This window comes from Paenibacillus doosanensis (assembly GCF_025060755.1).
GTDB lineage: Bacteria > Bacillota > Bacilli > Paenibacillales > NBRC-103111 > Paenibacillus_S > Paenibacillus_S doosanensis.
This window is the reverse complement of record NZ_JANYUY010000031.1, coordinates 32,773-56,295: the sequence shown is the minus strand read 5'-3', so window position 1 is coordinate 56,295 and position 23,523 is coordinate 32,773. Positions and strand designations below refer to the sequence as shown.

Below are 23,523 nucleotides of genomic sequence, written 5' to 3'. Positions count from 1 at the left end.
GCGCGATGGCCGCTTCAAGTTTCATTTTCGAAAACGGGGCACATCTGATGGAGGTTACGTGACGATATGAAAGAGATGACGCCGAGAGAAAGAGAAGCATCATCGAATGATTATTTGAACCGCGATTTAAGCTGGATCGAATTTAACTGGCGCGTGCTGGAAGAAGCGCAAGACCCGGAGACTCCGCTCTTGGAGCGGATGAAATTTCTGGCCATCGTATCGTCCAATCTGGACGAGTTCATGAGCGTCAGAGTGGCCGGCGTGAAGGATCAGATCAAGGCCGGGTACGTGAAAAAGGATTTCACCGGCTATACGCCGGCGGGGCTGTTCAAGCGCGTGATGAAGCGAGCGTCCAAAATGGTATCCGAGCAGTATAAAACGTATCGCGAGCTTACCCGGCAGCTGAGTAAGGAAGGCATTATTTTTACCGATTACGAAGATCTGAATCTGACCCAGCGCAAAGCGATGGATGAATATTATCATGAAATTATTTTTCCCGTGCTGACGCCGATGGCGGTTGACCAGAGCCGGCCGTTCCCGCTCGTACATACCCAGGCGCTGTACCTTGCTGTGGTGTTGATGAAGGAGGACGAGGACCCGGAGGATGAGCCGTATTTCGCCATTGTACAGGTGCCTTCGAACTTATCGCGGTTTATCGAGGTGCCCGTTCGTTCCAACAGCAAGAAGCATGAGTTCGTCCTGCTGGAGGAGCTGATGGAGCAGCATATGCATACGCTGTTCTCCGGCTATACGCCGGTCGCGGTCCATGCCTTCCGCTTGACGCGCAATGCCGATTTGACGCTCAATGAAGAAGGCGCGGAGGATTTGCTGGAGGAGATCGAGAAGGAGCTGCGCCGCCGCCGCTGGGGTTCTCCGGTACGACTGGAGGTACAGAAGGGCATTCATCCCTATGCGCTTGAGCAGCTGCAGTACGAATTTGAAATTAGCGACAATACGATTGAGATTGACGGTCCGATCGATTTGACGTATTTCATGAAGCTGTCGGGCTCGCTCAAAGGATACGACCATCTTCGCTACAAGCCGATCGAGCCGGTGTATCCGGCCGAACTGGACGATACGGACGACATCTTCGAGGTGCTTCGGCAGCAGGACGTGCTTGTCTATCATCCGTACGAATCGTTTGATGCGATCACGGATTTCATCTGCCAGGCGGCGGACGATCCGAAGGTGCTGGCGATCAAGGTGACGCTGTACCGCGTCAGCGGCAATTCTCCGTTAATCGAAGCGCTGGCGAGCGCGGCGGAATCGGGCAAGCAGGTGACGGTCGTCGTCGAGTTGAAGGCGAGATTCGATGAAGAGCGCAATATCGCATGGGCGCGCAAGCTGGAGCAGGCGGGCTGCCATGTCGTCTACGGCCTTGTCGGCCTGAAGACGCACGCCAAGATTACGCTGGTCGTGCGGCAGGAGCAGGACGGATTGCGCCGTTACGTCCATGTCGGCACCGGCAATTATAACGACAACACCGCGAAGCTGTATACGGATGTCGGCTTGTTCACGTCCCATACGATTATCGGCGAGGATGCGTCCGCATTGTTCAATGAGGTGACCGGTTATTCCGCGCCCCATAACTGGAAGGCGTTCGGCGTCGCTCCGACCGATATGAAGGATAAGCTGTTCGAGAAAATTCGCCGCGAAGCGATGCATGCCTCTCTCGGAAAGCCGGCGAGAATCGTAGCCAAGTTCAATTCCTTATCCAATCAGGAAATTATCGACGAGCTGTATGCCGCATCGAGAGCCGGCGTGAAGATCGATCTGATCGTGCGGGGCGTCTGCTGCCTGCGGCCGGGGGTCCCTGGTTTAAGCGAAAATATCCGCATTCTGAGCATTGTGGACCGCTTTCTCGAGCATTCGCGCATTCTGTATTTCGAGAACGAAGGCGAGAGGGAAGTTTATATTTCCAGCGCCGACTGGATGACGCGCAACTTGACCCGCCGTATCGAGCTGATCTGTCCGGTGTTCGACAAGCAGATTCAGGAGTCGCTGATCCGGATTTTGGAGCTGAGCTTAAGCGATAACGTCAAAGCCCGTCTGCTTCAATCGAACGGGATGTACGTGCGCGTCATTAACGAAGAAGTGCCGCTTCGAAGCCAGTTCGAGGCGATGCGGATCAAATCGTGGAAAAAGAAGAAGCCTCATCCTGAAGCGTAAGCTTCAGACCCCATACCTTTTTGAAATCTTTGGCTAAAGAAGAGATCTCTCTGTATTCCGCAGAGGGGTCTTTTTTCGAATGGACGAGCAATTGCAGCTCCGTATTCTCGTTAACCCTCGCTTCGATCATCGCAAGCTCCTGTGTTTCGGAGCAGTCCAGCGCCGCGGCGAGCTGCAGCAGCGTGCCCAGGCGGACGATCAATTCGACGTCGGTTTCCAGCAAGATGCCCTTATACTGAAGGTAAATCGGATGCACCCGATTCTTCGTCTTGTAGGAAGCGGCGGCCGCGCAGAGCAGCAGCTCGCGATGGCTGAGACCGTCAAGGCGGGAATGGGCGATTATGTAAAAGGAATGCTTGGCGAATTGATAGTAATTGACCGATACGCCGATCCGGTACAGCAGCGCGGCGGTATGCAGACATCCGCGGATACGCGAATCATAGCCGTGAATCTCTTGCAGAGCGTCGAACAGCTTGGCGGCATTGGCGGCCACCAGCTCCAAATGGGCTGCGGGCGCGCACGGATGAAGCCCGAGCATGTTGCGGGCGCTGAGCTCGGCCATGCTGCCGGCGGCCGGCCGGTCCGCCAAGTACGCTTCGTGGAACAAGCCGTCTCTGAGCCCTGCGCCGCTGACGATATAATGGCTGGAGCCGGTCAGCTGAAACAGCGTATGCAGAATCGTCAGACCCGGGACGATAATATCGTGGCGGTCCTTGGAGAGGCCGTCGACCTTCTTGCGCTTCTCCGCGGGCAGCGAAGGCAGCCAGTGCATAAGCTCTTCCATCTCCTGGGCGGACATCGGGTAATTATGCGTTTGCGGGAGCGAATATTTGAGCTTCTTCTGATTGATTTTGCCCAAATTGCGGATCGTGCCGCCGAGTCCGATCAGCGGCAGCCCCGGATGCTCGCGAATCCACGGTTCGCCGATGGCCGCTTGCCGCACCATCAGCCGGATTTTGGCGAGCGTGTCCTCGGAGAAATGGCCGTCCGGCGCGTAGTTGCGGGTCGTATTGACGGCGCCGAACGGAAAGGAGACGCTGCTCACCAGCCGCCGGCCGAGAAATAACGAGATCTCGGTGCTGCCTCCGCCGATATCGACGAGCCAGCCGTCTTCGACGTCCAGGGAGTGAATCATCCCGAGAAATCCGATGCGCGCTTCGTCTTCCCCGGACAACAGGCGCACGTCGATGCCGCTTTGCTCCCGCAGCGCCGTCATAATTTGCCGGCTGTTGGCCGCATTGCGGATCGCGGCGGTAGCCGCGGCGCGAATTTCGGAAACGCCGTTGGCGTCGCAAATCTCGCGGAAATGGCGCAGCATACGAACGATACGGTCGATTTCATCGCCCGGAAGCGTATTATCCGCTCCGATTTTTTGGCTTAGTCTGGCCGATTGCTTAAATTCACCGATCACTCTGTAAGCATGAAGGGAATTGATTTCGTACACGACAAGCCGGATTGAGTTGGAACCGATATCTATGATGCCGATTCTGCGGTTGATTTCCATCGTATCCCCCCATTCATGGTTCAGCGGTTTCAAATATCACTATTTTATCATTGTTTGCGCCGGCCGCAAAATGTTTCGGAATAAATTAACATTCGGTAGCAAATCCTTGTTAGCGAGCATGACTTTTCCCACAATTTACCCGTCAGATTTATAATTCACAGTGTTTTTTTATGATTCATCCTGAGAATACTGGAATCTAGAAATCCTTGATTATCAAGGGTTTGTAGTCCATGTCACGGATAGCGCGTACTGATGCATATAGCAGAAGTTTATTATGCTGATAATGAACTTTTATGTCCCGATTTGTTCACATTGTTCGCCAAATCATTTATAGTAGAATTATAAGAATTCTCTGTGGATGAGCAGACCTGCTTGCATTCGCACACGTTGTCATCAGTTTTGCCCGTCTGTGTGAAAGTCTAGTAAAGCGCCTTGTTTCGTCGGAATTCCTCATGATTTTTTCTTTGATCCATGATTTATGATATAGTCATTTTATGAATTGAATTGCAAAGGAGAGATTACTTTGACTGCAACCAAAGGTTTGGAAGGTATTGTTGCAACGACGTCCTCGATCAGCTCCATTATTGATGGTGTGCTCACATATCGTGGGATTAACATTGACGATCTTGCCGAAAACGCGACATTTGAAGAAGTAGTATATTTGCTTTGGTACGGCAAACTGCCTAATCGTTCCGAATTGGACCAATTGCTAAAAGATTTGAACGCTTACGCTGCGGTGCCTAGCCAAGTGATCGAGCAAATCAAATTGTATCCTAAAAATACGAATTCGATGGCTGCTCTACGTTCGGCGGTTTCCTGTCTCGCTCTATACGATGAAGAAGCTAACGATATGTCGCCGGAAGCCAACCTGCGCAAAGCGATTAAACTGCAAGCGCAAATTCCTTCGATCATCGCGGCATTCGCACGGATTCGCGAAGGCAAAGAGCCGATCGCTCCGAAAAGCGACGCTACGTCGATCGCGCAAAACTTCCTGTATATGCTGATCGGCAAAGAGCCGGACAAAGTGGCGATCGAAGCTTTGGATAAAGCTTTGGTGCTCCATGCCGACCACGAACTGAACGCTTCGACGTTCGCGGCGCGCGTTACCGTAGCTACTTTGTCCGATATTTACTCCGGCGTAACGAGCGCTATCGGCGCGTTAAAAGGACCTCTTCACGGCGGCGCGAACGAAGCGGTTATGGCCATGCTCGAAGAGATCGGAACTTACGAGAACGTGGAAAGCTATATCAACACCAAGCTTGAAAACAAAGAAAAAATTATGGGCTTCGGACACCGCGTTTACAAAAACGGCGATCCTCGTGCGAAGCATTTGCAAAAAATGTCCCACGAGCTCGGCAAAATTACCGGCAACATGAACTGGTACAACATGTCGATTAAAATTGAAGATCTCGTTACAGGGCAAAAAGGTTTGAAACCTAACGTGGACTTCTATTCGGCTTCGGTGTATACTTCTCTTGAAATTCCTCGCGACCTGTTCACTCCGATCTTCGCGATCAGCCGTACATCCGGATGGACAGCGCACATTCTTGAGCAATACGAAAACAACCGTTTGATTCGTCCTCGCGCCGAATATACCGGTCTTTCGAATCAAAAGTATATCCCGATTGAAAATCGTTAATCGATTATCAATAGAGCTTTAAGCGGCAGCGGGTTGCTGCAGTCAGCTTATCCCGATCCGGTTCAGGGTCGGGACAAGCGCTGTGGCTCCCGTTCAATTTTGTGTCTTATCCACACCATTATAAGGAGGCAAACAAAGATCATGGCTCAATTCGAAAATTACGCAGCACCAACTGAAGGCGAAAAAATTACTATCGTTGACGGCAAGTTGAACGTACCTAACAATCCTATCATCCCTTTTATCGAAGGTGACGGTACGGGTCCCGACATTTGGGCGGCTTCCAAGCGCGTTCTGGACGCAGCGGTAGAAAAAGCATATAAAGGCGAAAAGAAAATCGCATGGTACGAAGTATTTGCCGGCGAAAAAGCGTTCAACAAATTCAACAACTGGCTGCCTGGCGACACATTGACGGCAATCCGCGAATACATCGTAGCGATCAAAGGACCTTTGACGACTCCTGTCGGCGGCGGTATCCGCTCTTTGAACGTTGCGCTTCGCCAAGAGCTTGACTTGTACGTTTGCTCCCGTCCGGTTCGTTACTTCAACGGCGTACCTTCGCCGGTAAAACGTCCTGAGCTTGTCGACATGGTTATTTTCCGTGAAAATACAGAAGATATCTACGCAGGCATCGAGTGGGAATCCGGTTCCGCCGAAGTGAAGAAAGTCATCGAATTCCTGCAAAACGAAATGGGCGTTAAAAAAATCCGCTTCCCTGAAACTTCCGGTATCGGCATCAAGCCTGTTTCCTCCGAAGGCTCCAAGCGTTTGATCCGTTCCGCTATCGAATATGCGATCAAGCATAACCGCAAAACGGTTACCTTGGTACATAAAGGTAACATCATGAAATTTACCGAAGGTGCCTTCAAAAACTGGGGCTATGAATTGGCTGAGCAAGAGTTCGGCGATAAAACCTTCACTTGGGCTCAATATGACAAAATCAAAGCCGAAAAAGGCACGGATGCTGCTAACCAAGCTCAAAAAGAAGCGGAAGCTGCCGGCAAAGTCATCGTTAAAGACGCTATCGCCGACATCGCTTTGCAGCAAGTTCTCACTCGTCCTACCGATTTCGACGTTATCGCTACGTTGAACCTGAACGGCGACTACTTGTCCGACGCTTTGGCTGCGCAAGTAGGCGGCATCGGTATCGCTCCGGGCGCGAACATCAACTATGTAACCGGCCATGCGATCTTCGAAGCGACTCACGGTACGGCTCCTAAATATGCCGGTTTAGACGTGGTAAACCCAGGTTCCGTTATTTTGTCCGGCGTTATGATGCTTGAGCATCTGGGCTGGCTGGAAGCTGCCGAGCTGATCTACAAAGGTATGGAAACGGCTATTAACAACAAAACGGTTACTTACGACTTCGCTCGTTTGATGGATGGCGCTACTGAAGTTAAATGCTCCGAGTTCGCTAACCAAATCATCGCTCACATGGGCTAAGAGCTGCTTTAGGACCCTGGAAATTCCCTTTTTATTAGGAAGATCCAGGGTTTCTTCCTTGGAGGGCGCAGCTGCTTTCCGAGTGTACAAAGGTGCGTTGGGACGGAATATTGCAGCCAACATTTGGATATGCTGAGCATGAACATTACAAATTCGGGAGGGTATTCTCATGGGAATCAAACGTAAAAGGATTACCGTTGTCGGCGCCGGCTTTACCGGTGCTACGACTGCTTTGATGCTTGCTCAAAAGGAATTGGGCGACGTCGTACTGCTCGATATCCCGCAACTGGAAAACCCTACTAAGGGTAAAGCTCTCGACATGATGGAAGCTTCTCCGGTTCAAGGCTTTGACAGCAATATCGTAGGCACTTCCAGCTACGAAGATGCGGCTAATTCCGATATCGTGATCATCACAGCAGGCATCGCCCGCAAGCCGGGCATGAGCCGCGACGACCTCGTGAACACGAACGCAGGAATCGTAAAATCCGTTTGTGAGAACGTGAAAAAGACATCTCCTGAATCGATCGTGATCATCCTGAGCAATCCGGTTGACGCGATGACTTATGTCGCTTACCAAACGCTCGGCTTCCCGAAAAACCGCGTTATCGGCCAATCCGGCGTACTCGATACCGCTCGATATTGCACATTCATCGCTCAAGAGCTGAATGTTTCCGTTGAAGACGTTCGCGGCTTCGTGCTTGGCGGTCATGGCGACGACATGGTTCCTCTCGTTCGCTATTCCAACGTAGGAGGCATTCCTATCGAGAAGCTGATTTCTGCCGACCGTATCGAAGCGATCGTTCAGCGCACGCGCACCGGCGGCGGCGAAATCGTCAATCTGCTGGGCAACGGCAGCGCATACTATGCTCCTGCGGCTTCTTTGGTTCAAATGACCGAAGCGATTATTAAGGATAAAAAACGAATCATTCCTTCCATCGCTTTGCTCGAAGGAGAGTACGGCTACGACAACCTGTTTATGGGCGTGCCTACTTTGCTTGGCGGCGAAGGCATCGAGAAAATATTCGAGCTGGAGCTGCTTGCCGAAGAGATGGCGGCTTTGGACAAATCCGCTCAATCCGTACGCAACGTCATTAAAGTCGTTACCGGCTAATAGCCGGATAGCGCATCCATAATGCAATTTCAGCCAGCTCGGAGACGGTTTCCGGGCTGTTTTTTTTGCATAAAAACGAAATAGGGACTGCATTGCATTCCCTGGATAATGATGTTAAAATCAAAAATGACTGATGAGTCAGTCATTTCTAAAAAACGATAAATGGATTACATAGGGGGAGCTGCGCAATGGGAGAGGATAAAAAAAATAATATTGTCGAAGCGGCGTTAAAGCTGTTCGAGGAGCAAGGGTATCATCAGACGAAGGTTTCCGATATCGTTCGGGAAGCCGGCGTCGCGCAAGGGACGTTTTACTTGTATTTTCAGAGCAAAGAGGATTTATTCCGCAGCATCGCCGAAGCTTGCCTGGAGGAAATCTCGGAGGCGCTGAAGCACGGTCCGCACGCGCCCTGCCAAAATAACGAAGTGTATTATTGGATGATCCAGCGGTCGCTGACGGTTTATTATCATAACAGAGCGATACTGAGCATCATGTACCGGAACGGGATTGCTTCACAAGAGATCAGAGATATATCGCAGGCTTTCTACCATGAAATGATGCTGATCATTAAGGAGCATTTGAAGGAGTGGGGAGGATGCCCCGATTATTCCGAGGAGCAGCTGGAAATCGCGGCTTATTCGAAAATCGGAATGGTCGAGATGGTAGCCTACCAATGGTTCGTCGTCCAAGGACACGGCCCCGAATATATCGATTCTATCGCCCAAGTGATCGTAGATATGGATAGCATGGAAGTGAGCGAAGAATGATCGCCAAGCTCATTCGTTACCGTAAGGTCACGCTGCTGTTTTTCCTGATGGCGGTTCTGATGGGGATCGTCAATATTTTTACGCTGAAGCAGCGGGAAAATCCCGAAATCGATCTGACCGTCGCATTGGTGAAGACAGTTTATCCCGGCGCGTCCCCGGAGAAGGTAGAGCAGTTCGTCACGCGTCCGCTGGAAGAGAAGATTAAGGAAATGAGCGATATATCGGTTCTCAGCTCGACTTCCATGGCCAATGTATCCGTGATCAATGTCGAGGTGAAGGCGGATACGGATATTAAGCGCGCTTGGGATACGCTGAAGCAGAAGGTGCAGTCGGCCGAGAGCGAGCTGCCGGATGAGGCTGAGAAGCCTGAGGTCAACGACGATTTGAGTAAAATCGCCGAGCAAATTTTGCATTTTACCGTTGAATCGCCCGATCAGCTGGAGCCGCTGCGGCCGACGATGGAAATATGGAAGAAGCAGCTGTCTACGGTGAGCGGAGTAAGCAACGTCGAGATCGTCGGCTTGCCGGATCAAGAGGTCGCGGTGGTGCTGGATACGGCCAAGATGGATACGTTCCTTCTGCCGTGGGGCGTTGTCGCCCAAGCGCTGATGAACGGTCATGACCGCGTTCCGCTCGGAACGGTCGATAAGGATAGCAAGCAGTATTACGTCAACCTGAGCGGGGAATGGAAATCGGCGGAGGATATTGCCAATACCGAGCTGCTCGGACTGCCGGGAGGCCGTTCTCTCAAGGTGAAGGATGTCGCTGACGTTAAGCTGCGTCCGAAGAAGACGGAGGTCAGCGTGCTGCATAACGGCAAGCCGACGCTCGATCTGGTGATCAATGCGGAGAAGGGGGCGGATATTCCGGATCTGCAGAAGCGGATCGACAAGAAGGTGACGGAGCTGAAGCCGCAGCTGCCGGATCATGTGCAGATGTCTTCGCTGTTCACGCAGAAGGAAAGTCTGGAACATTTGTTCAAGGAGCTCGGACGAGAACTCTTGATCGGGATTGCGGTCGTTATCGTCGTCTGCTCGATGGGGCTCACGTTCGGCACGTCGCTGATCGTGGCGCTGGCGATTCCGATTTCGATTACGGTCGGCTTCATTCCGGTGGAAGCGATGGGAATCGACCTCAATCAGATCACGATTGTGGCGATCGTAATCGTGCTCGGCATTCTCGTCGACGACGCGATCGTCGTCAACGACAATATCCAGCGGCGGCTGCAGCTCGGGGACGATCCGGCCAAGGCGTCGCTGGAAGGAAGCCGCGATGTGGCGATCTCGATTCTTACCGCTACGATCGCGACGGCGGCCGCGTTCCTCCCCCTGTTCTTCCTGAAGGGGAACATCGGCAGCTTCATCCGGCCGCTTCCGGTCGTCATTTCGCTGACGCTGGCCGCCTCCATGGCGATGTCGCTGACGATTATACCGATCTTCCGCCAATGGGTGGGAGAGCGGATCATGAACAAAGGCGGCCGCTTGGGCAAAGCGAGCTCGACACCCGGCTTGCTCGGCAAGCCGATTCAGCGGCTAAGCGCTCTGTACGGCAAGCAGATCCACCGGTTTCTGCGGCGGCCGCTGCTGACCGGCATCGTCGCGCTGTTCATCGGCACGAGCAGCTTCGGTCTGCTGCCTCTGCTCGGCGTTCAATACTTCCCGCCGGCGGAAAAAGACGAGATGCTGATCGATTTCAAGCTGCCGACCGGCCGCGTCTTCGCGGAGACCGAATATACGGTTGCCAAGGCGGCTGAATTCATGCAGCAGCAGAAGGGCGTCGTCTTCGTCTCCGCATACTCCGGCCGTTCTACGCCGAGATTTTATTATTCCGAATCGGATTCCTCCGGCACCGAGATCGGACAGCTGTTCGTGAAGATCGACCCGAAGGTGATCCGCACGAAAGAGGTGGTCTCGCAGTGGCGGGAGCAGCTTAAGGCGATTATGCCCGACGATGTCGAAATTACGCCGCGCGAGCTTGAGCAGGGGCCGCCGGTGGGCGCGCCTATAGCGGTGCGAATCAGCGGCGACGATCTGGCGCAGCTGCGGCAAATGGCCGAGGATGTGAAATCCATGCTGAGAGAAATTCCCGGCACGGTCAGCGTATCGGATGACGTTGGGATCGATATGAATACGATCGAGATTAACGCCGATCCGGATAAACAGCGCTTGTTCGGCGTCAGCGATAAGGATTTGTCCCAAACACTGCGGATTGCAACCGAAGGGCTTAAGATTACGACGATGCAGCAGGGCAAGGATTTGCTCGACGTATCGCTATACGCCAAGGAAAGAACGGCCAATCCGGTCGATACAATGGGGGAAATGTACGTGCCGTCGCAAAGCGGCGGTACCGTGACCGTCCGCGAGCTTGGAGACATTCATGAGAGCAGCATGATGAAGCAAATTCATCACCGCAACCAGACCCGGACGATTATTGTCCGCAGTTATACGGAGGGCCGTCTTCCCGATGCGGTGCTGCAGGATTTGAAGCAGGAGATGGGCCAATATAAGCTGCAGCCGGGCTATACGGTCGAATACGGCGGCGAGAATGAGGAAAGAAACGACGCGTTCGCTTCGATCGGGAAGCTGTCGATCATCGTCGTGCTGTTGATCTATATTATTATGGTCATGCAATTTTCGTCGTTATCGATCCCCGTTCTTATATTGTCCACGGTTTATCTGGCGGCCGGAGGCGCCGTCATCGGCCTGTTCTTAACGAACTCGCCGATCGGATTTATGGCCTTGATGGGGCTTGTCAGTCTGGCAGGCATCGTCGTGCGCAACGGCATCATCCTGATCGAGTTTATCGAGCAGGCGAGAGAGCATGGCTTGCCGCTGCATGAAGCCGTAGCTGAAGCCGGCAAAGCGCGGCTGAGGCCGATTCTGCTGACGATGGCGACGGCGATAGGCGGGCTGCTGCCGATGACGATTATGGGCGGCAACCTGTGGCGTCCGATGGGGATTACGATCATCTCGGGCTTAATTTATTCGACGCTGCTGACGTTGATCGTGGTGCCTTCGCTGTTCGTCATTTTGCAAGGCTGGCGCGACCGCAGAGCGGCCAAACAAGGCAAAGCGGCGCATTCGCAGGACGCGGGGAACGTTTCTTTGTAACTGATTTTATCAATCATATTTGTAAAAATATCTTTACTCTAGTTTGGTTGCTTGGTATTATTTTCCTGAACATGAAAATGCGATGATGAGAAAAGTAAGTAAAGCGTTCTTTCACAGAGAGCTCCGTTAGCTGAAAAGGAGTAAAGAATTCTTTATTGAAGAAAGCCTCTGAGCCGTACATCGGAACCTGAGAGGGGATGGTGTAACGGGAGCTCCCGTTATAGAGCTAGAGTATAAGTATCTTTTGTACAGGGATGCCGTACTCGAAGAGGCTGATATGGCGACATATCGGCGAATCCGGGTGGTACCGCGAGTGAACGAATCTCGCCCCTGAGACTATGGTCTTGGGGGTGAGTTTTTTTATTTGTATCATCGCGTTACGGATAGCAGCATTAAATTAAATACGAGGAGTGAACAAAATGACCAGGTTAAGAGCGGCAGTCGTTGGAGCTACCGGAATGGCCGGACAGCAATTCGTGCAAGCACTATCCAATCATCCTGACTTTGAAGTCGTCATTATGGTTACCTCAAGAACTTTGAAAAATTACAATGAAGCCTTACTGGAATCCGACGGATCATCCAGATGGATACAGAACACGCCGGTTCCTGCGGATATGTTGGAAGTTCCGGTTATATCCTCGAAGGAGTTCCGCCCAGAAACTGTCGATGTGATTTTCACGGCGATTGAATCCGATCTTGCTAAAGAGCTGGAGCCATGGTTTGCCCAAACGACCCCAACGTTTTCGACGGCATCCGCATTTCGTTATTTCGACGATACTCCGCTTCTCATTACCGGAGTCAATGACGATCATGCGGAATTAATTCGCAAACAGCAGCGGGAACGCGGCTGGAAAGGCTTTGTTCTGCCTGTTCCCAATTGTACGGTCACCGGACTTGCGATAACTTTAAAACCATTATACGATCGTTTTGGAATACAAAACGTTCTAATGGTTTCCATGCAATCGCTAAGCGGCGCCGGAAGAAGTCCCGGGGTGCGATCTTTAGATATTTTGGATAATATAATCCCGTACATCCCCAATGAAGAGGGGAAGGTGAGAAAAGAGCTTTTAAAAATACTTGGAGAATATTCAAGCGAGGGCATTGCTCCGGCTGAGATCCATATCAATTGTATATGTACGAGAGCGAATGTGCTGGACGGACACACAGAATCGGTGTTTGTCGGATTGAAAAAACAAGCCGGTTTATCTGAAATTAAAGAAGCAATCAACGGTTACAATCCGTTCCAAAACGGTAATTTGCATTCTGCCCCCGACCGTATGATTCATCTCTTTGACGACCCGTTTCGTCCTCAACCCCGCTTGGATCGCGAGCTTGGCGGTGGGATGACGACCAGTATGGGAAGACTTGAAGAGGAGTCCGTACTCGGCGGCGTGAAATATGTTCTAGTCTCCCACAATACGAAAATGGGTGCAGGAAAAGGAGCGGTTCTGCTTGCTGAGTCGATGCTGGCGCGCGGATTACTACATGGGTAGCGTTCAACCAGCCATACCGTGAATTGCACAGCCGCCATAAAATACGAATTGTAAACCTCAAGATTCCCGCGACAGGTGATTTCAGCCTGTTGCCGGGAGTCTTTTTTCATGCCGGGACGGCAAAGGACACATGGGGGGCCGCTGACGCATTCTGATGATTATTGCGGCCGGGCTTATGATTATTGCTCTGTCGCGGCAAAGTCCCTTCCTAATGATTATCCCCTGATTATAGACGAGCCTTCGCTCTGCCGTTTATCGTGTTTATGGTAAAGAGACGCAAAAGGGCGGAGTCGGAGACGAATCGATTGCGAAGAGAACCCGGCGCCGGCCATGCCCGTTTCAGTTGCGGGACCAGTGTGAGGAAGGGAGGTGGAACGAAGTACGCTGCCTGCAAAACCTGCCTGGACGGCAGACATCAGATTACAAAAATCGGATAAATAGGGAGGGGACAGCAGTATGATCATTCGTTCATCGGCCATCTGGGCCATGATTTTCTTGCTTTTGTTCTCCATAGGAGCTGGAGGATTTCCTTCGGCTGTTCATGGAAATGAATTGGAAGCGCTGTCAGACGGCGGCGCCGCTTCATACGGGGCGAACTCGTCCGGGACCATCCATGAAGCGGTATATGCAAGCGGAACGCAGCCTGTCATAACCGGCTGGGACCAGTTCCGCACAAGCTTCGGAAGCCATAACCATGCGGTAGCTCTTGAGGCGGGCAGCATGGTGATCGACGGCAATCTGGACGAATGGGGCGGTTATGCGGAGATCCGGCTGCCGGATAATTCCGCGCAAATTGCCATGAGCGGCTGGGCCGGCAAGGATGACGTTTCGGCCAGCGTCTATTTGGCTTATGACGATCAATACTTTTACTGGGCGGCCAAGGTGACGGACAATGTGCATACTCCCGTCTCCGACAGTACGATGTGGCGGGGCGACAGCATCCAGTTCGCCTTCAGCCCGGACGGCACCTACGGACCGGAATACGGCATCAACTACATGGACGGAGAGGCTCATATATGGCAGTTCAGCGAGGGCAAGGCGGTCGCCGGCGCCGATCAGATTACGGCGGCAGCCACCCAGAGCGGCCATGATACTTACTACGAGGTGCGGATGCCATGGACGACGATCTATACAGGCAAGCAGGATACGGACGTTCTTCCGTTCACCCTGCTGATCAACGACAATGACGGTGCGGGCCGGAGAGGCTGGATTGAGTGGACGCCGGGCATCGGCAAGGCCAAAAGCCCGAGCCTGCACGCCAAAGTTCATCTGGTTCCCGCCGCCGCAGACTGGAGCTACTGGGTGGAAGGTCCTCAAGAGGTCAATGTGGATTCAACCGTCTCCTATTCAATGTACGCGTTAAACTGGAGAGACGAGCCCAGAAACCTGCATCTATCTTCCGACACCCTTGGCGCCGAACGGAATATAACGATTCCCGCCCGGTCGGCGGCCCGGATCGATCTGCCCTTTGCCGCTAGTCTGGCCGGCAGTCATGAGCTCGATTTTACCTTATACGATCCGGGAGACGGCAGAACGGAACGCCAGACTGTAAGCGTTGCCGCCGTAATGACTGCCGACGAGGTGGAAGCCATGCTGAATGCCATAGCGGTCAAGCTTCCGGCACTGGAGCAGCTGCTCTTGCAGTGCGAGGCCCAGGGGCTGTCCACCGATTACGAACGCGTCAACTACACGGTGATCAAGGATTTCGTCGATTACGGCAAGGAGGATATCGTTCAGGGCAGATTGAGCCGGGCCTATTATGTCGCTGTGGAGCTGGGCAAGCTGTATGACGATGCGCTGACGAAGCTTCAGAGCTATTTGGCGGGCAGCCGCATTCCTCAATCCGTTCCCCGCTATGTATACGGGCCAACCGCCATATCCGGCTATTCCTTCCTAGGAAATACGGAGGTGCGAAGCAGCGGGGCAACGGAGGAACGGCCCATTTTCTTCACGGGCTACGGCGCTTTTAACAAGGTCAGGGAGGATATTCCCAAGTTCCAGGACCTGGGCGCCAATGTGATTCAGATCGAGCTGGGGCCTCGCGACGTAATATTGGATAAAAAAGACTTCGTCAACCAATATACGGTCGGCCGTTCAGGCAATGTGAATGCCACTGCCGCCATAGTGGAGGGCGTGAGCCATTCGGGAAATGCTTCCCTGAAGATTGCCAATGCCTCCCCGTTGCAAGCCAACGTGTATATCAATGCGGCCCAAACGATCCCTGTGGAGCCCAATACCACCTATGAATTCAGCGTATGGGTTAAGGGAGAAAACGCCAAAAATACCTGGTTTCCCGGCGGTTCGGCCATGAAGCAGCGCAAATCCTTCCCCAGCGGCACCTACGATTGGCGGGAGGTGGTCTACGAATACACGACCGGGGCTCAAGAAACGTCCTACAAGCTGATGGTTACGTCGGAGAACGCGGGAACGATCTGGGTGGACGATCTTCGCGTCACGAAGGCGGGCAGCAGTGTCAATCTGGTGAAAAACCCGGGCTTCGAGGATTTGGGCGGTTACTCCGAGGATAAAGAATACGTCGTCTCTACTAAAAAAATCGAATCCGACATTGAGCAGGTACTGGCCCGCGCGGAACAAAATCACGTTGCCGTCAATTTGCTGATTTCGCCCCATTATTTTCCGGATTGGGCGCTGACCAAATGGCCTGAGTTGAAAGTGGCGAACAACGGCTTCATCAAGTTCTCGCTGTTCCGCCCTATGGCCCTGGCCATGATGGAGGATTACTTAAGAGCGCTGATTCCCATTGTCTCGCAATACAGCTCGCTGCACAGCATTACCTTAAGCAATGAGTCAGTCTATCAGTCCAATAAGGATGCATATGCGCTGCCAGCCTGGCATGACTATCTGGAGCAAATTTATAACGGCAATATCGGCGAATTAAACGGCGTATACAAGACGTCGTACAGCTCTTTTGAAGAGGTGCCGATGCCGGAGAATGTAAGCGCAACTCCCGTTTCCTATGATTATGTACTGTTCAATCAGGATTATTTTGCCCGCTGGCATGAATGGATGGCCGGCATTATCCACGAGCTGGCGCCGGATCTGCCCGTTCAAGTCAAAATAATGGGCGACCCGCGGGGCAGCCTGTCCTGGGGAGTGGATATTGAGCGCTTCTCGGAATTCAGCCAAATTAACGGCAACGACAACTGGAACTACATCAATGAAGGGCCCAAAGGTTTTATGGAGGAATTAAGCTTCTATGATCTTCAGGCTTCCTTCAAGCAAGCGCCTGTGTTTAATTCGGAGCACCATCTCATAGCCGACGGGGATAAGATGTACACTCCGGAGCAGGCGAAGCATGTCCGCTCCGTGCTCTGGCAAAGCGCCATCCATGGGCGCAGCGGCTCGACCATGTGGGTTTGGGAGCGGACGTATGACGAGTCCTCAAGCCGGGAAGGCAGCATTCTGCACCGCCCTGATGCGGTTGCGGCCGCCGGACGGACGGGGCTTGATTTAAACCGTCTGGCCAAGGAGGTCACCGCGTTCCAGAATGAGCGTCCGCAAGCGGCTATCCTGTATTCGGTAGCGGCGGGGATTTTTTCGGGCGATTATTCCAATGTAATGCTGCGTTCCTACGAGGCTTTGTCCTACAGCGGGCACAAAGCGGGCTTTATCTCGGAAAAGCAGGTCAAGAACGGCGGACTCAGCGCCTACAAGCTGCTGATTGTCCCTTATGCGACGCGGGTGGACCCCGCTACGCTTACCGGTATTAAAGCGTTTATCGAATCGGGCGGACGGGTACTGCTCATCGGCTCCCACGCGCTGGAGCTGGAACCTCACGGCGCCCAGCAATCCGCCGCTGACCGGAGCTATGTCTTCACCCATGCCGACAAAATTTCGGCGGCCGACTGGACTGCGGCTCAGATCAGAGCATTCCTGCTTCCGATTCTGCAATCTATTGATCCGCAGCACATGACGCTTGTCGATCCGGCTTCCGGAGAGCTTCCTTATAACGTGGAGTGGCGTAGTGTCGAGTACGAGGGACGCACCCTGTTGAACGTCGTCAATTATGGCCCGACGCCGGTAAGTGCGGCGATCCGGTCAGGCAACCGACAGGCCTCAAGCTTCACCGATCTGATTACCGGCGGAACAGAGCAGGCGGAAACCTTGGAATTGCAGCCGCTTACGCCATATTTATTTACTGTCGATACCATGAGCGCCGTACCCGGCGGTTCAGAGGGAGAGCCTCAACCTGAGCAGCCCGGACAACCGGAACAACCCGGGCAACCTGAACAGCCTGAGCACGTTTCCGTCCAAAGCATCGACATCACGGGCGCAAGCAGTGTGACGGCGGGCGGACAGCTGCAGTTAACGGCAATCGTTTCTCCGGACAATGCCAGCAATAAGTCGCTTAGCTGGAATGTCAACAGTACGGACGGAAGCGCAACCTCGCTAGCAACTGTCAATTCGTCCGGGCTATTGACGGCTGAAGCCGCCGGGGTGGTGGAGGTGACGGCCTCCGCCCTGGACGGCAGCAAAGTGACGTCGGCGCACCAGGTTACCATTACAGCCGAAACGCCGGTTAAGCGGAAGAATAAAGGATCATCCTCAGGATCAGGCTCGCCCATCGCTGGCCCTGATCCCGGAACTGAGACTGCCCCCGGAGCTGATCCTGGGTCCGATCAAGCATCGTCTTCCAATCCCCAGCCCGATCCGGACAATCGGGAATACAAGGCGGTCCAAGATCCATCCTCCGGCATCATGCTGAACGCCGACAAGACGTTCCGGTATATTTCCGGCTACGAGGACGGATCATTCAGACCGGATAATGCTATCAGCAGAGCGGAATTCGCCCAGCTGCTCTACCGTTTGACAGTGAACGGGGACATGGCGGAGCCCGGCGGCCGGCAAGTCTTCAAGGATATAAGAGCCAACGACTGGTATGCGGCTGCCGTTCAGTATTTGGGCGATAAGGGACTGTTCGGAGGGTATGAGGATGGAAGCTTCCGACCGGAGCAAACCCTGACCCGGGCGGAGCTGGCCGCAATCTTATCCCGATTCGTGTCTGCCGGGGCCGGGCAAGGAATCGTTGCCGAGGATTTTCCGGATATCCGGGGCCATTGGGCCGAAGCATCCATCAGGCTGTTGGCGGAAAGCGGCTATATCCTCGGCTACGAGGACGGAAATTTCCGTCCGGACCGCCAAGTCACAAGAGCGGAATGCATCGCCATGCTGAACCGCGTGCTGAATCGCAGCGCCGACAGTCAGGCGGCGGATTCGCAAGAAGCTGCCGGGAAGCCCGGCTTCACCGATCTGCCTCTAACCCACTGGGCTTACAGGGATATCACCGAAGCCGCTGTTTTTCAATAAACCAGGATCGGACGCAGTATCGGCGATCGTACCCATCATATATGGACATCCGTTTCGAGGACGGGATGTCCTTTTTTTTGCAGTACATTTCTTGCCAAAATCAATACTGGTTATTTGTTTACAAGGGAACATATATTTGCAATGTCTGAAACCCTCCAAGATGCATTATCGAAATGAGCACATTGGTTGTACGTAATATCTGCGACGGGGTTTTTATTGGGGCTTAGTTCCCGCCCGCTCTTTTTTTTATGAACGGGCATCCGTTAACAAGCGGGTCTTTAGAAGCAGATACTCCAGCAGACAGCCGATTTATGATACAATATTCGACATAAACCTGCATGTTTCTTCGCTAAAAAAAGGAGTTCGTTATGCTCAGAGCAACCGGTTACGATATACGCCAGGTCATCTTTGAAGATGAGGCGATCGCGGTTTGTCACGCATCTTCTGTAGAGAACCGCTTGGACGTTTTGTTGAAAATCGTTAAGGAAGGGCCGAGAGCCGTCATCGAAAATGCCAAAGTCATCAATGAATATGAAGTGGCGGGGAATCTCAGCTTTGCCGGGGTTTTAAAGCCGTTGGCGCTATTCAGAGAAGGCAACCGGCTCGTTATGGCCAGCGAGTGGGTATATGGGATGACGCTGAAGCATTTTGCCATGGCGGGACCGGTACCGCTTGACAATTTCCTGACCATTGCGATCGGAATTGCCGAGGCCCTGGAGCAGCTGCATCAAAAGAACATCGTCCATATGAACATTCGCCCGGAAACGATCGTCGTGGTCCCGGGCACGCTTCGGGTTTGTCTTACGGGACTCGGGCATTCGATTCAAATTGCGGAAGAGAGGTGCGAGACGAGAACCGTGCCGCTCATGGAGGGAAGCCCGCCTTATATGGCTCCGGAGAGAACCGGGCAGCTGGATGGCTGGATCGATCCGAGCACCGATCTGTATTCGCTGGGGGTGACGCTGTACGAGGTGCTTGCCGGCAGGCTGCCGTTTGAAGCGAACGACCCGTTGGAATGGGCCCATGCCCATGTGGCCAAGCCGCCCATTCCGCTCGGCGGCAGTTCTTTATCCGCCATCCCGGTTATATTGGAGCGGATCGTCTTCAAGCTGCTGGAGAAATCCGTAGCGGACAGATACCGGAGCGCAGCCGGCTTAAGAGCGGATTTGGAACGATGTCTCCGGCAATATCAGCAAACCGGAGGCATCGGTCTCTTCGCGCTCGGGCAGCTGGAAAGCGCCGCTACAACCGGCGCGGAGCCGTCCGGTCCTGTCACCGCCGAGGGACGGCGGGCCGATCAAGAGGAAAAGCGGCCGGGAAGCAAAGGAAGCTACGCCCAGGTTCTGGAAATGGAAGCGATCGTAAGAGTCTCGCAGGCGTTTACGGAAGAGAAAGATTCGCTAAAGCTTATGTCTCGCATCATGACGATTATTATGAATGTATCCGGAGCGCACAAGGGCGTTTTTGTCAAAGCGGCAAAGGAAGCGCTATACGCCGTATTGATGCTCGATCCGGATAAAAGCGCCGCAGCCCGGACAGGGTACACTCCGCTGGACGAGTCCGGCGACGTCAGCCCGCACGTCGTCCGCAGCGCGGCGATAAACCGGATGCCTGTCATATGGAACGATGCCAAGGACGGTCTCGGGCATACTTTGCCTGATCCTTACATAACCCGGCATCGTCCGAAATCGGTGTTGGGGCTGCCTGTGATGATTCAAGGCGATCTGCAAGGGGTGCTGTATTTGGAAAACAAGTACGCACCGGGCGTGTTTTCTGCGGACCGGCTGCCGCTGCTGCAAATGCTGGCGTCGCAATTAGGCTATGTGCATACGCTGACGCAATATTTTGAACCTTCGAGCGCGGCGGCGCCCTCAGAATATGGGGCGGAGGCCGTGCCGTCTTTAACGAGCCGGGAGCTCGACGTTTTGCAATGCTTGTCCGCCGGCTTGTCGAATAAGGAAATCGCGGTCCGGTTGGTGATGTCTGCCGGTACAGTCAAAGTGCACGTCCGTAACGTGTTCGACAAATTGGGAGTCAATAACCGGGTGAAAGCCGTCTCCGCAGCGGCCAAGCTGAATTTGTTAAATTCTCCCCACAGCAGCAAAAGATCGAACGGATGAGGGCCGCCGAAGCCCTGCCAGGGTCTTATATCCTAATCTTTCAAAAGCCCGCGCCTTATGCAAAATATATCGGGATATACCCCAAATGGGGTATGTTTTGAGTTGGAAGTTTGCTTATAATGATAGGCATGGGAACGGAAAAAGAAAACGATTCTATGAAGCCGGAATGTGCCCTTGACACGATTCGGCTTTTTTAGTGTAGGCCGGAAGGGGAAAGGGATAGTTTTGAACAAGCTTGCATTTCTGGAAATTCCGCTGTTCGAAGGCTTGGACAGGGCGCATAAGGCGGCGCTGCTGCAGCAGTTTACCCAGCTCAGCTACCGCGCGGGAGACATCTTGTTCGAGGAAGGCGAATTCGGCGATTCGTTGTACATCATTATGCAGGGGAAAACTAGAATTTATTTGGGCTCCGGCAACAACGAAACGACGTTGGCGATATTGGGAGAAAAGGAATATTTCGGCGAAATGGCTTTGCTGACGGGAGACCCGCGCTCGGCTTCCGCCAGGGCGGAGAGCGATCTGGTCGTGCTGAAGCTGATCAAGGATTCGTTCGACCGGATATTGTACGAGCATAATACGCTTGCCGTTCAATTTGCCGGTATCCTCGCTAAGCGTCTGGCCAAGGTGAACCGCGAGTCTTCGCGCACGGCTGGCCCGCCGCCAGAAGAGCCGGCGCTGCCGGAGCCTGAGGCAGTCGAAGAGGCATCGACGGCGGAAGCGGCCGCCGCTGTCCGGCCGAACGATCGGCGCGCGGCTGCCGGTGCAGCGGCGCGTTCGCGGTTGCCCGTGGCGCTCTGCATGGCCGCCTCCTTCATGGCCGGCGCTCTTCTGTGCTACGGGCTGCAAGCGGGCGGCGCATCGACGGCGGCAAGTTTATGGCAGTGGGCCGCGGTAGGGCCAGACTCGTCGCCGCCATCGTCCTTATCGGCCACGATAGCAGACGGCGCTGCGGTCGAGGTACCGGTTGCGGTGTATCTGCCGAAAGACGCAAGCGCTGCAGTCTCTATGCAGCGCGGCGTTGAACTGGCGATGGCGGACTTGCAGGCGAGCTCCGCCTATCCGCGGTTCAGACTGTCGCCGGATTACCGGGGAGACGGAGGGATGGAAGAGCTCAGCGATGGTTCTGCCGCTCCGGCGTTCGCCATCGCCGCCTCATTGCCGGCAGGGCAGGCATCGGCAAGCGTTCCTACGCTCCTTCTGGATGGAGCCGCAGCATCGGCTGCGGGCCGTTCCGTCGCATTGGGGATCGCTCCCGGAGTTTATGCCGGGGAAGTCGCGGAGTGGCTTGCCCGGCAAAGCTTCGGCAAGGTGGCGATTTATTACGAGGACAGCGCCGCGGGCCGGCAGTTTGCCGCGGCTTTGGAGAAAGCGGCCGACCGGAAAGGCATTCTCGTCGCCGACAGGCTGACCCGCATTTCCGCGCGCTCCGCGCTCACTGCCGTCATCGGCAAATGGAAGCTGCTGGAGACGGAAGCTGTGGTCGTCTATGACAGCAGCGGGGAAGCGGCGCCGGAAATCGGCTCCGGGCTGCAGGCGGCCGGGGCGCGCTACCCGCTCCTAGCCGGTCCGGCCGTCCCGGCCGCCGAGATGATGCCGGCGTATGCCGGCGAAGTATACGGCTATACCGATTTCGCCGCCGATGCAGCTGCGGGCGGAGCGGCGGCTGCGGCTTTTGCAGACAAGTACCGTGCTGCGTTCGGGATGGCGCCGAGCCGTATAGCGGCCGCCGCCTACGACGCGGTGCGGCTGATCGCACTCTCCGCCGATAAGGCTGGTTCCGCCGAGCCGGCGCGGATGGTTGAGGCCCTTAAAGCGGCCGGAGTGTGGGAGGGGGCGCTCCGCACTTATAATTTCAATGCCGGGAGCGAGACCGGGAGCGGCAGTCTCGTCCGCCTGCTCAAGCTATCGCCGAAACAGGGAGAATAGGGGGAATGACGCGATGAATCCGAATATTTTCCGCCAATCCTCGCTGGAGAAAATGTCTTCGCCCGAGCAGTTTGACGTGCTGATGACGATCGCCCGTCCGCGGCACTGGATCGCTCTTTTGTCCGTTTTAACGCTGCTTGCCGCTTTTTTCGCATGGGCGGTGCTGGGTACGGTGACCGTCAAAATGAACGGAAACGGCGTATTGACGATGCACGACGGGCTTGCGGCCATCGCGGCTACATCCGCCGGCCAGGTGACGGATATCGGGGTCAAGCCGGGAGATACGGTGCGGCGGGGCGACACGGTTGCGAGACTGTTCGACCCTTCGTGGCCGGAAGCCGGGGACGGCGGCAATTCCGCCGATAACGCGCAGCGGCTGCTGCTCAAGTCGAAGGTCGTCAGCCTGGCGAGCGGCCGCGTTCTGAAGGTCCTCGCGCAGCCGGGACAGTGGGTCCAGGTCGGGCAGCCGCTCATCACGCTGGAAGCGGAAGCGGCGGCGGACTCCGAAGACAAGTACGAGGCCGTCGTGTACGTTCCGATGGATGAGAGCAAAGCGCTCAAGCCCGGCACGCCGGCAAGGGTATGGCCGAACGGCGACAGCGCCAATGCGAACGGAGCGATAATCGGCGAGATCGCCGCCGTATCGCAAATTCCCGCCGCATTGGACGAGGCGGAGCGGGCGACCGGGAACCGCGAGCTTGCGGCAGCCTTCATCGCGGCCGGTCCCGTAGCGGAAGTGCGGGTCGCGCTGCAAAAGGACCCGGGGCACCCGACCAGGCTTCGCTGGACCGCCCGGCGCGCCGAGTCCGGCATAACCTTGAAGACGGGTATGCTGTGCTCCGTCCAGTTTATTACAGGCAAAACGCGTCCGATCGAATGGATATTCTGATCGCGAACGCGCAGAAGAGGTGAATCC

Annotated in this window: 12 protein-coding genes and 1 other annotated feature; of the genes, 11 read left to right on the top strand and 1 reads right to left on the bottom strand. The window is 54.4% G+C overall.

What is annotated here, in order from left to right; genetic code table 11:
• Positions 1-66 precede the first annotated feature (66 nt).
• Positions 67-2,169 carry an RNA degradosome polyphosphate kinase gene (locus N0M98_RS20800; protein WP_259619025.1) on the top strand — a complete coding sequence of 701 codons (2,103 nt, stop codon included), beginning with the start codon at positions 67-69 and terminating at the stop codon, positions 2,167-2,169.
• Here N0M98_RS20800 and N0M98_RS20795 read toward each other — a convergent pair.
• Entirely contained in the window at positions 2,129-3,673 is a 1,545-nt protein-coding gene (locus N0M98_RS20795) for a Ppx/GppA family phosphatase (protein WP_259619024.1), read from the bottom strand. The two genes, N0M98_RS20800 and N0M98_RS20795, sit on opposite strands and share 41 nt — an antisense overlap.
• A 523-nt stretch (positions 3,674-4,196) precedes the next feature.
• Here N0M98_RS20795 and citZ point away from each other — a divergent pair.
• From citZ to N0M98_RS20745, 10 genes are all read left to right on the top strand, one after another.
• Positions 4,197-5,312: a citrate synthase gene (gene citZ, locus N0M98_RS20790; RefSeq protein ID WP_259619023.1), complete on the top strand. Its 1,116-nt coding sequence runs from the start codon at positions 4,197-4,199 to the stop codon at positions 5,310-5,312.
• A 141-nt stretch (positions 5,313-5,453) separates the two neighbouring features.
• Positions 5,454-6,752: an NADP-dependent isocitrate dehydrogenase gene (gene icd / locus N0M98_RS20785; protein ID WP_249866268.1), complete on the top strand. Its 1,299-nt coding sequence runs from the start codon at positions 5,454-5,456 to the stop codon at positions 6,750-6,752.
• A gap of 169 nt (positions 6,753-6,921) precedes the next feature.
• Positions 6,922-7,863 carry a malate dehydrogenase gene (gene mdh / locus N0M98_RS20780; RefSeq protein WP_249865193.1) on the top strand — a complete coding sequence of 314 codons (942 nt, stop codon included), beginning with the start codon at positions 6,922-6,924 and terminating at the stop codon, positions 7,861-7,863.
• A gap of 188 nt (positions 7,864-8,051) precedes the next feature.
• Entirely contained in the window at positions 8,052-8,630 is a 579-nt protein-coding gene (locus tag N0M98_RS20775) for a TetR/AcrR family transcriptional regulator (RefSeq protein WP_249865192.1), read from the top strand.
• Entirely contained in the window at positions 8,627-11,740 is a 3,114-nt protein-coding gene (locus N0M98_RS20770) for an efflux RND transporter permease subunit (RefSeq protein ID WP_249865191.1), read from the top strand. The genes N0M98_RS20775 and N0M98_RS20770 overlap by 4 nt, the downstream gene beginning before the upstream one ends.
• Before the next feature lie 73 nt (positions 11,741-11,813).
• Positions 11,814-12,075: a binding site (T-box leader), on the top strand.
• 84 nt (positions 12,076-12,159) lie between these two features.
• Entirely contained in the window at positions 12,160-13,233 is a 1,074-nt protein-coding gene (gene asd, locus N0M98_RS20765; protein ID WP_259619022.1) for an aspartate-semialdehyde dehydrogenase, read from the top strand.
• Between the two features lie 456 nt (positions 13,234-13,689).
• Complete coding sequence (locus tag N0M98_RS20760; protein ID WP_259619021.1) at positions 13,690-18,561, top strand: S-layer homology domain-containing protein; 4,872 nt, start codon at positions 13,690-13,692, stop codon at positions 18,559-18,561.
• 368 nt (positions 18,562-18,929) lie between these two features.
• The gene (locus N0M98_RS20755; protein WP_249865188.1) at positions 18,930-20,681 is read left to right on the top strand and encodes a protein kinase domain-containing protein; all 1,752 of its coding nucleotides are present in this window, start codon (positions 18,930-18,932) and stop codon (positions 20,679-20,681) included.
• 225 nt (positions 20,682-20,906) lie between these two features.
• Positions 20,907-22,607, top strand: coding sequence for a cyclic nucleotide-binding domain-containing protein (locus tag N0M98_RS20750; RefSeq protein WP_259619020.1), 1,701 nt, complete (start codon positions 20,907-20,909; stop codon positions 22,605-22,607).
• 13 nt (positions 22,608-22,620) lie between these two features.
• Entirely contained in the window at positions 22,621-23,496 is an 876-nt protein-coding gene (locus N0M98_RS20745; RefSeq protein ID WP_259619019.1) for an HlyD family efflux transporter periplasmic adaptor subunit, read from the top strand.
• Positions 23,497-23,523: the final 27 nt, after the last annotated feature.

What these genes read in the sequence shown, in the direction of transcription:
- N0M98_RS20755 (WP_249865188.1), top strand. Translation starts at nt 18,930, where the DNA reads ATGCTCAGAGCAACCGGTTACGATATACGCCAGGTCATCTTTGAAGAT.
- N0M98_RS20745 (WP_259619019.1), top strand. Translation starts at nt 22,621, where the DNA reads ATGAATCCGAATATTTTCCGCCAATCCTCGCTGGAGAAAATGTCTTCG.
- N0M98_RS20795 (WP_259619024.1), bottom strand. Translation starts at nt 3,673, where the DNA reads ATGGAAATCAACCGCAGAATCGGCATCATAGATATCGGTTCCAACTCA.
- icd (WP_249866268.1), top strand. Translation starts at nt 5,454, where the DNA reads ATGGCTCAATTCGAAAATTACGCAGCACCAACTGAAGGCGAAAAAATT.
- N0M98_RS20775 (WP_249865192.1), top strand. Translation starts at nt 8,052, where the DNA reads ATGGGAGAGGATAAAAAAAATAATATTGTCGAAGCGGCGTTAAAGCTG.
- N0M98_RS20800 (WP_259619025.1), top strand. Translation starts at nt 67, where the DNA reads ATGAAAGAGATGACGCCGAGAGAAAGAGAAGCATCATCGAATGATTAT.
- asd (WP_259619022.1), top strand. Translation starts at nt 12,160, where the DNA reads ATGACCAGGTTAAGAGCGGCAGTCGTTGGAGCTACCGGAATGGCCGGA.
- mdh (WP_249865193.1), top strand. Translation starts at nt 6,922, where the DNA reads ATGGGAATCAAACGTAAAAGGATTACCGTTGTCGGCGCCGGCTTTACC.
- N0M98_RS20760 (WP_259619021.1), top strand. Translation starts at nt 13,690, where the DNA reads ATGATCATTCGTTCATCGGCCATCTGGGCCATGATTTTCTTGCTTTTG.
- N0M98_RS20770 (WP_249865191.1), top strand. Translation starts at nt 8,627, where the DNA reads ATGATCGCCAAGCTCATTCGTTACCGTAAGGTCACGCTGCTGTTTTTC.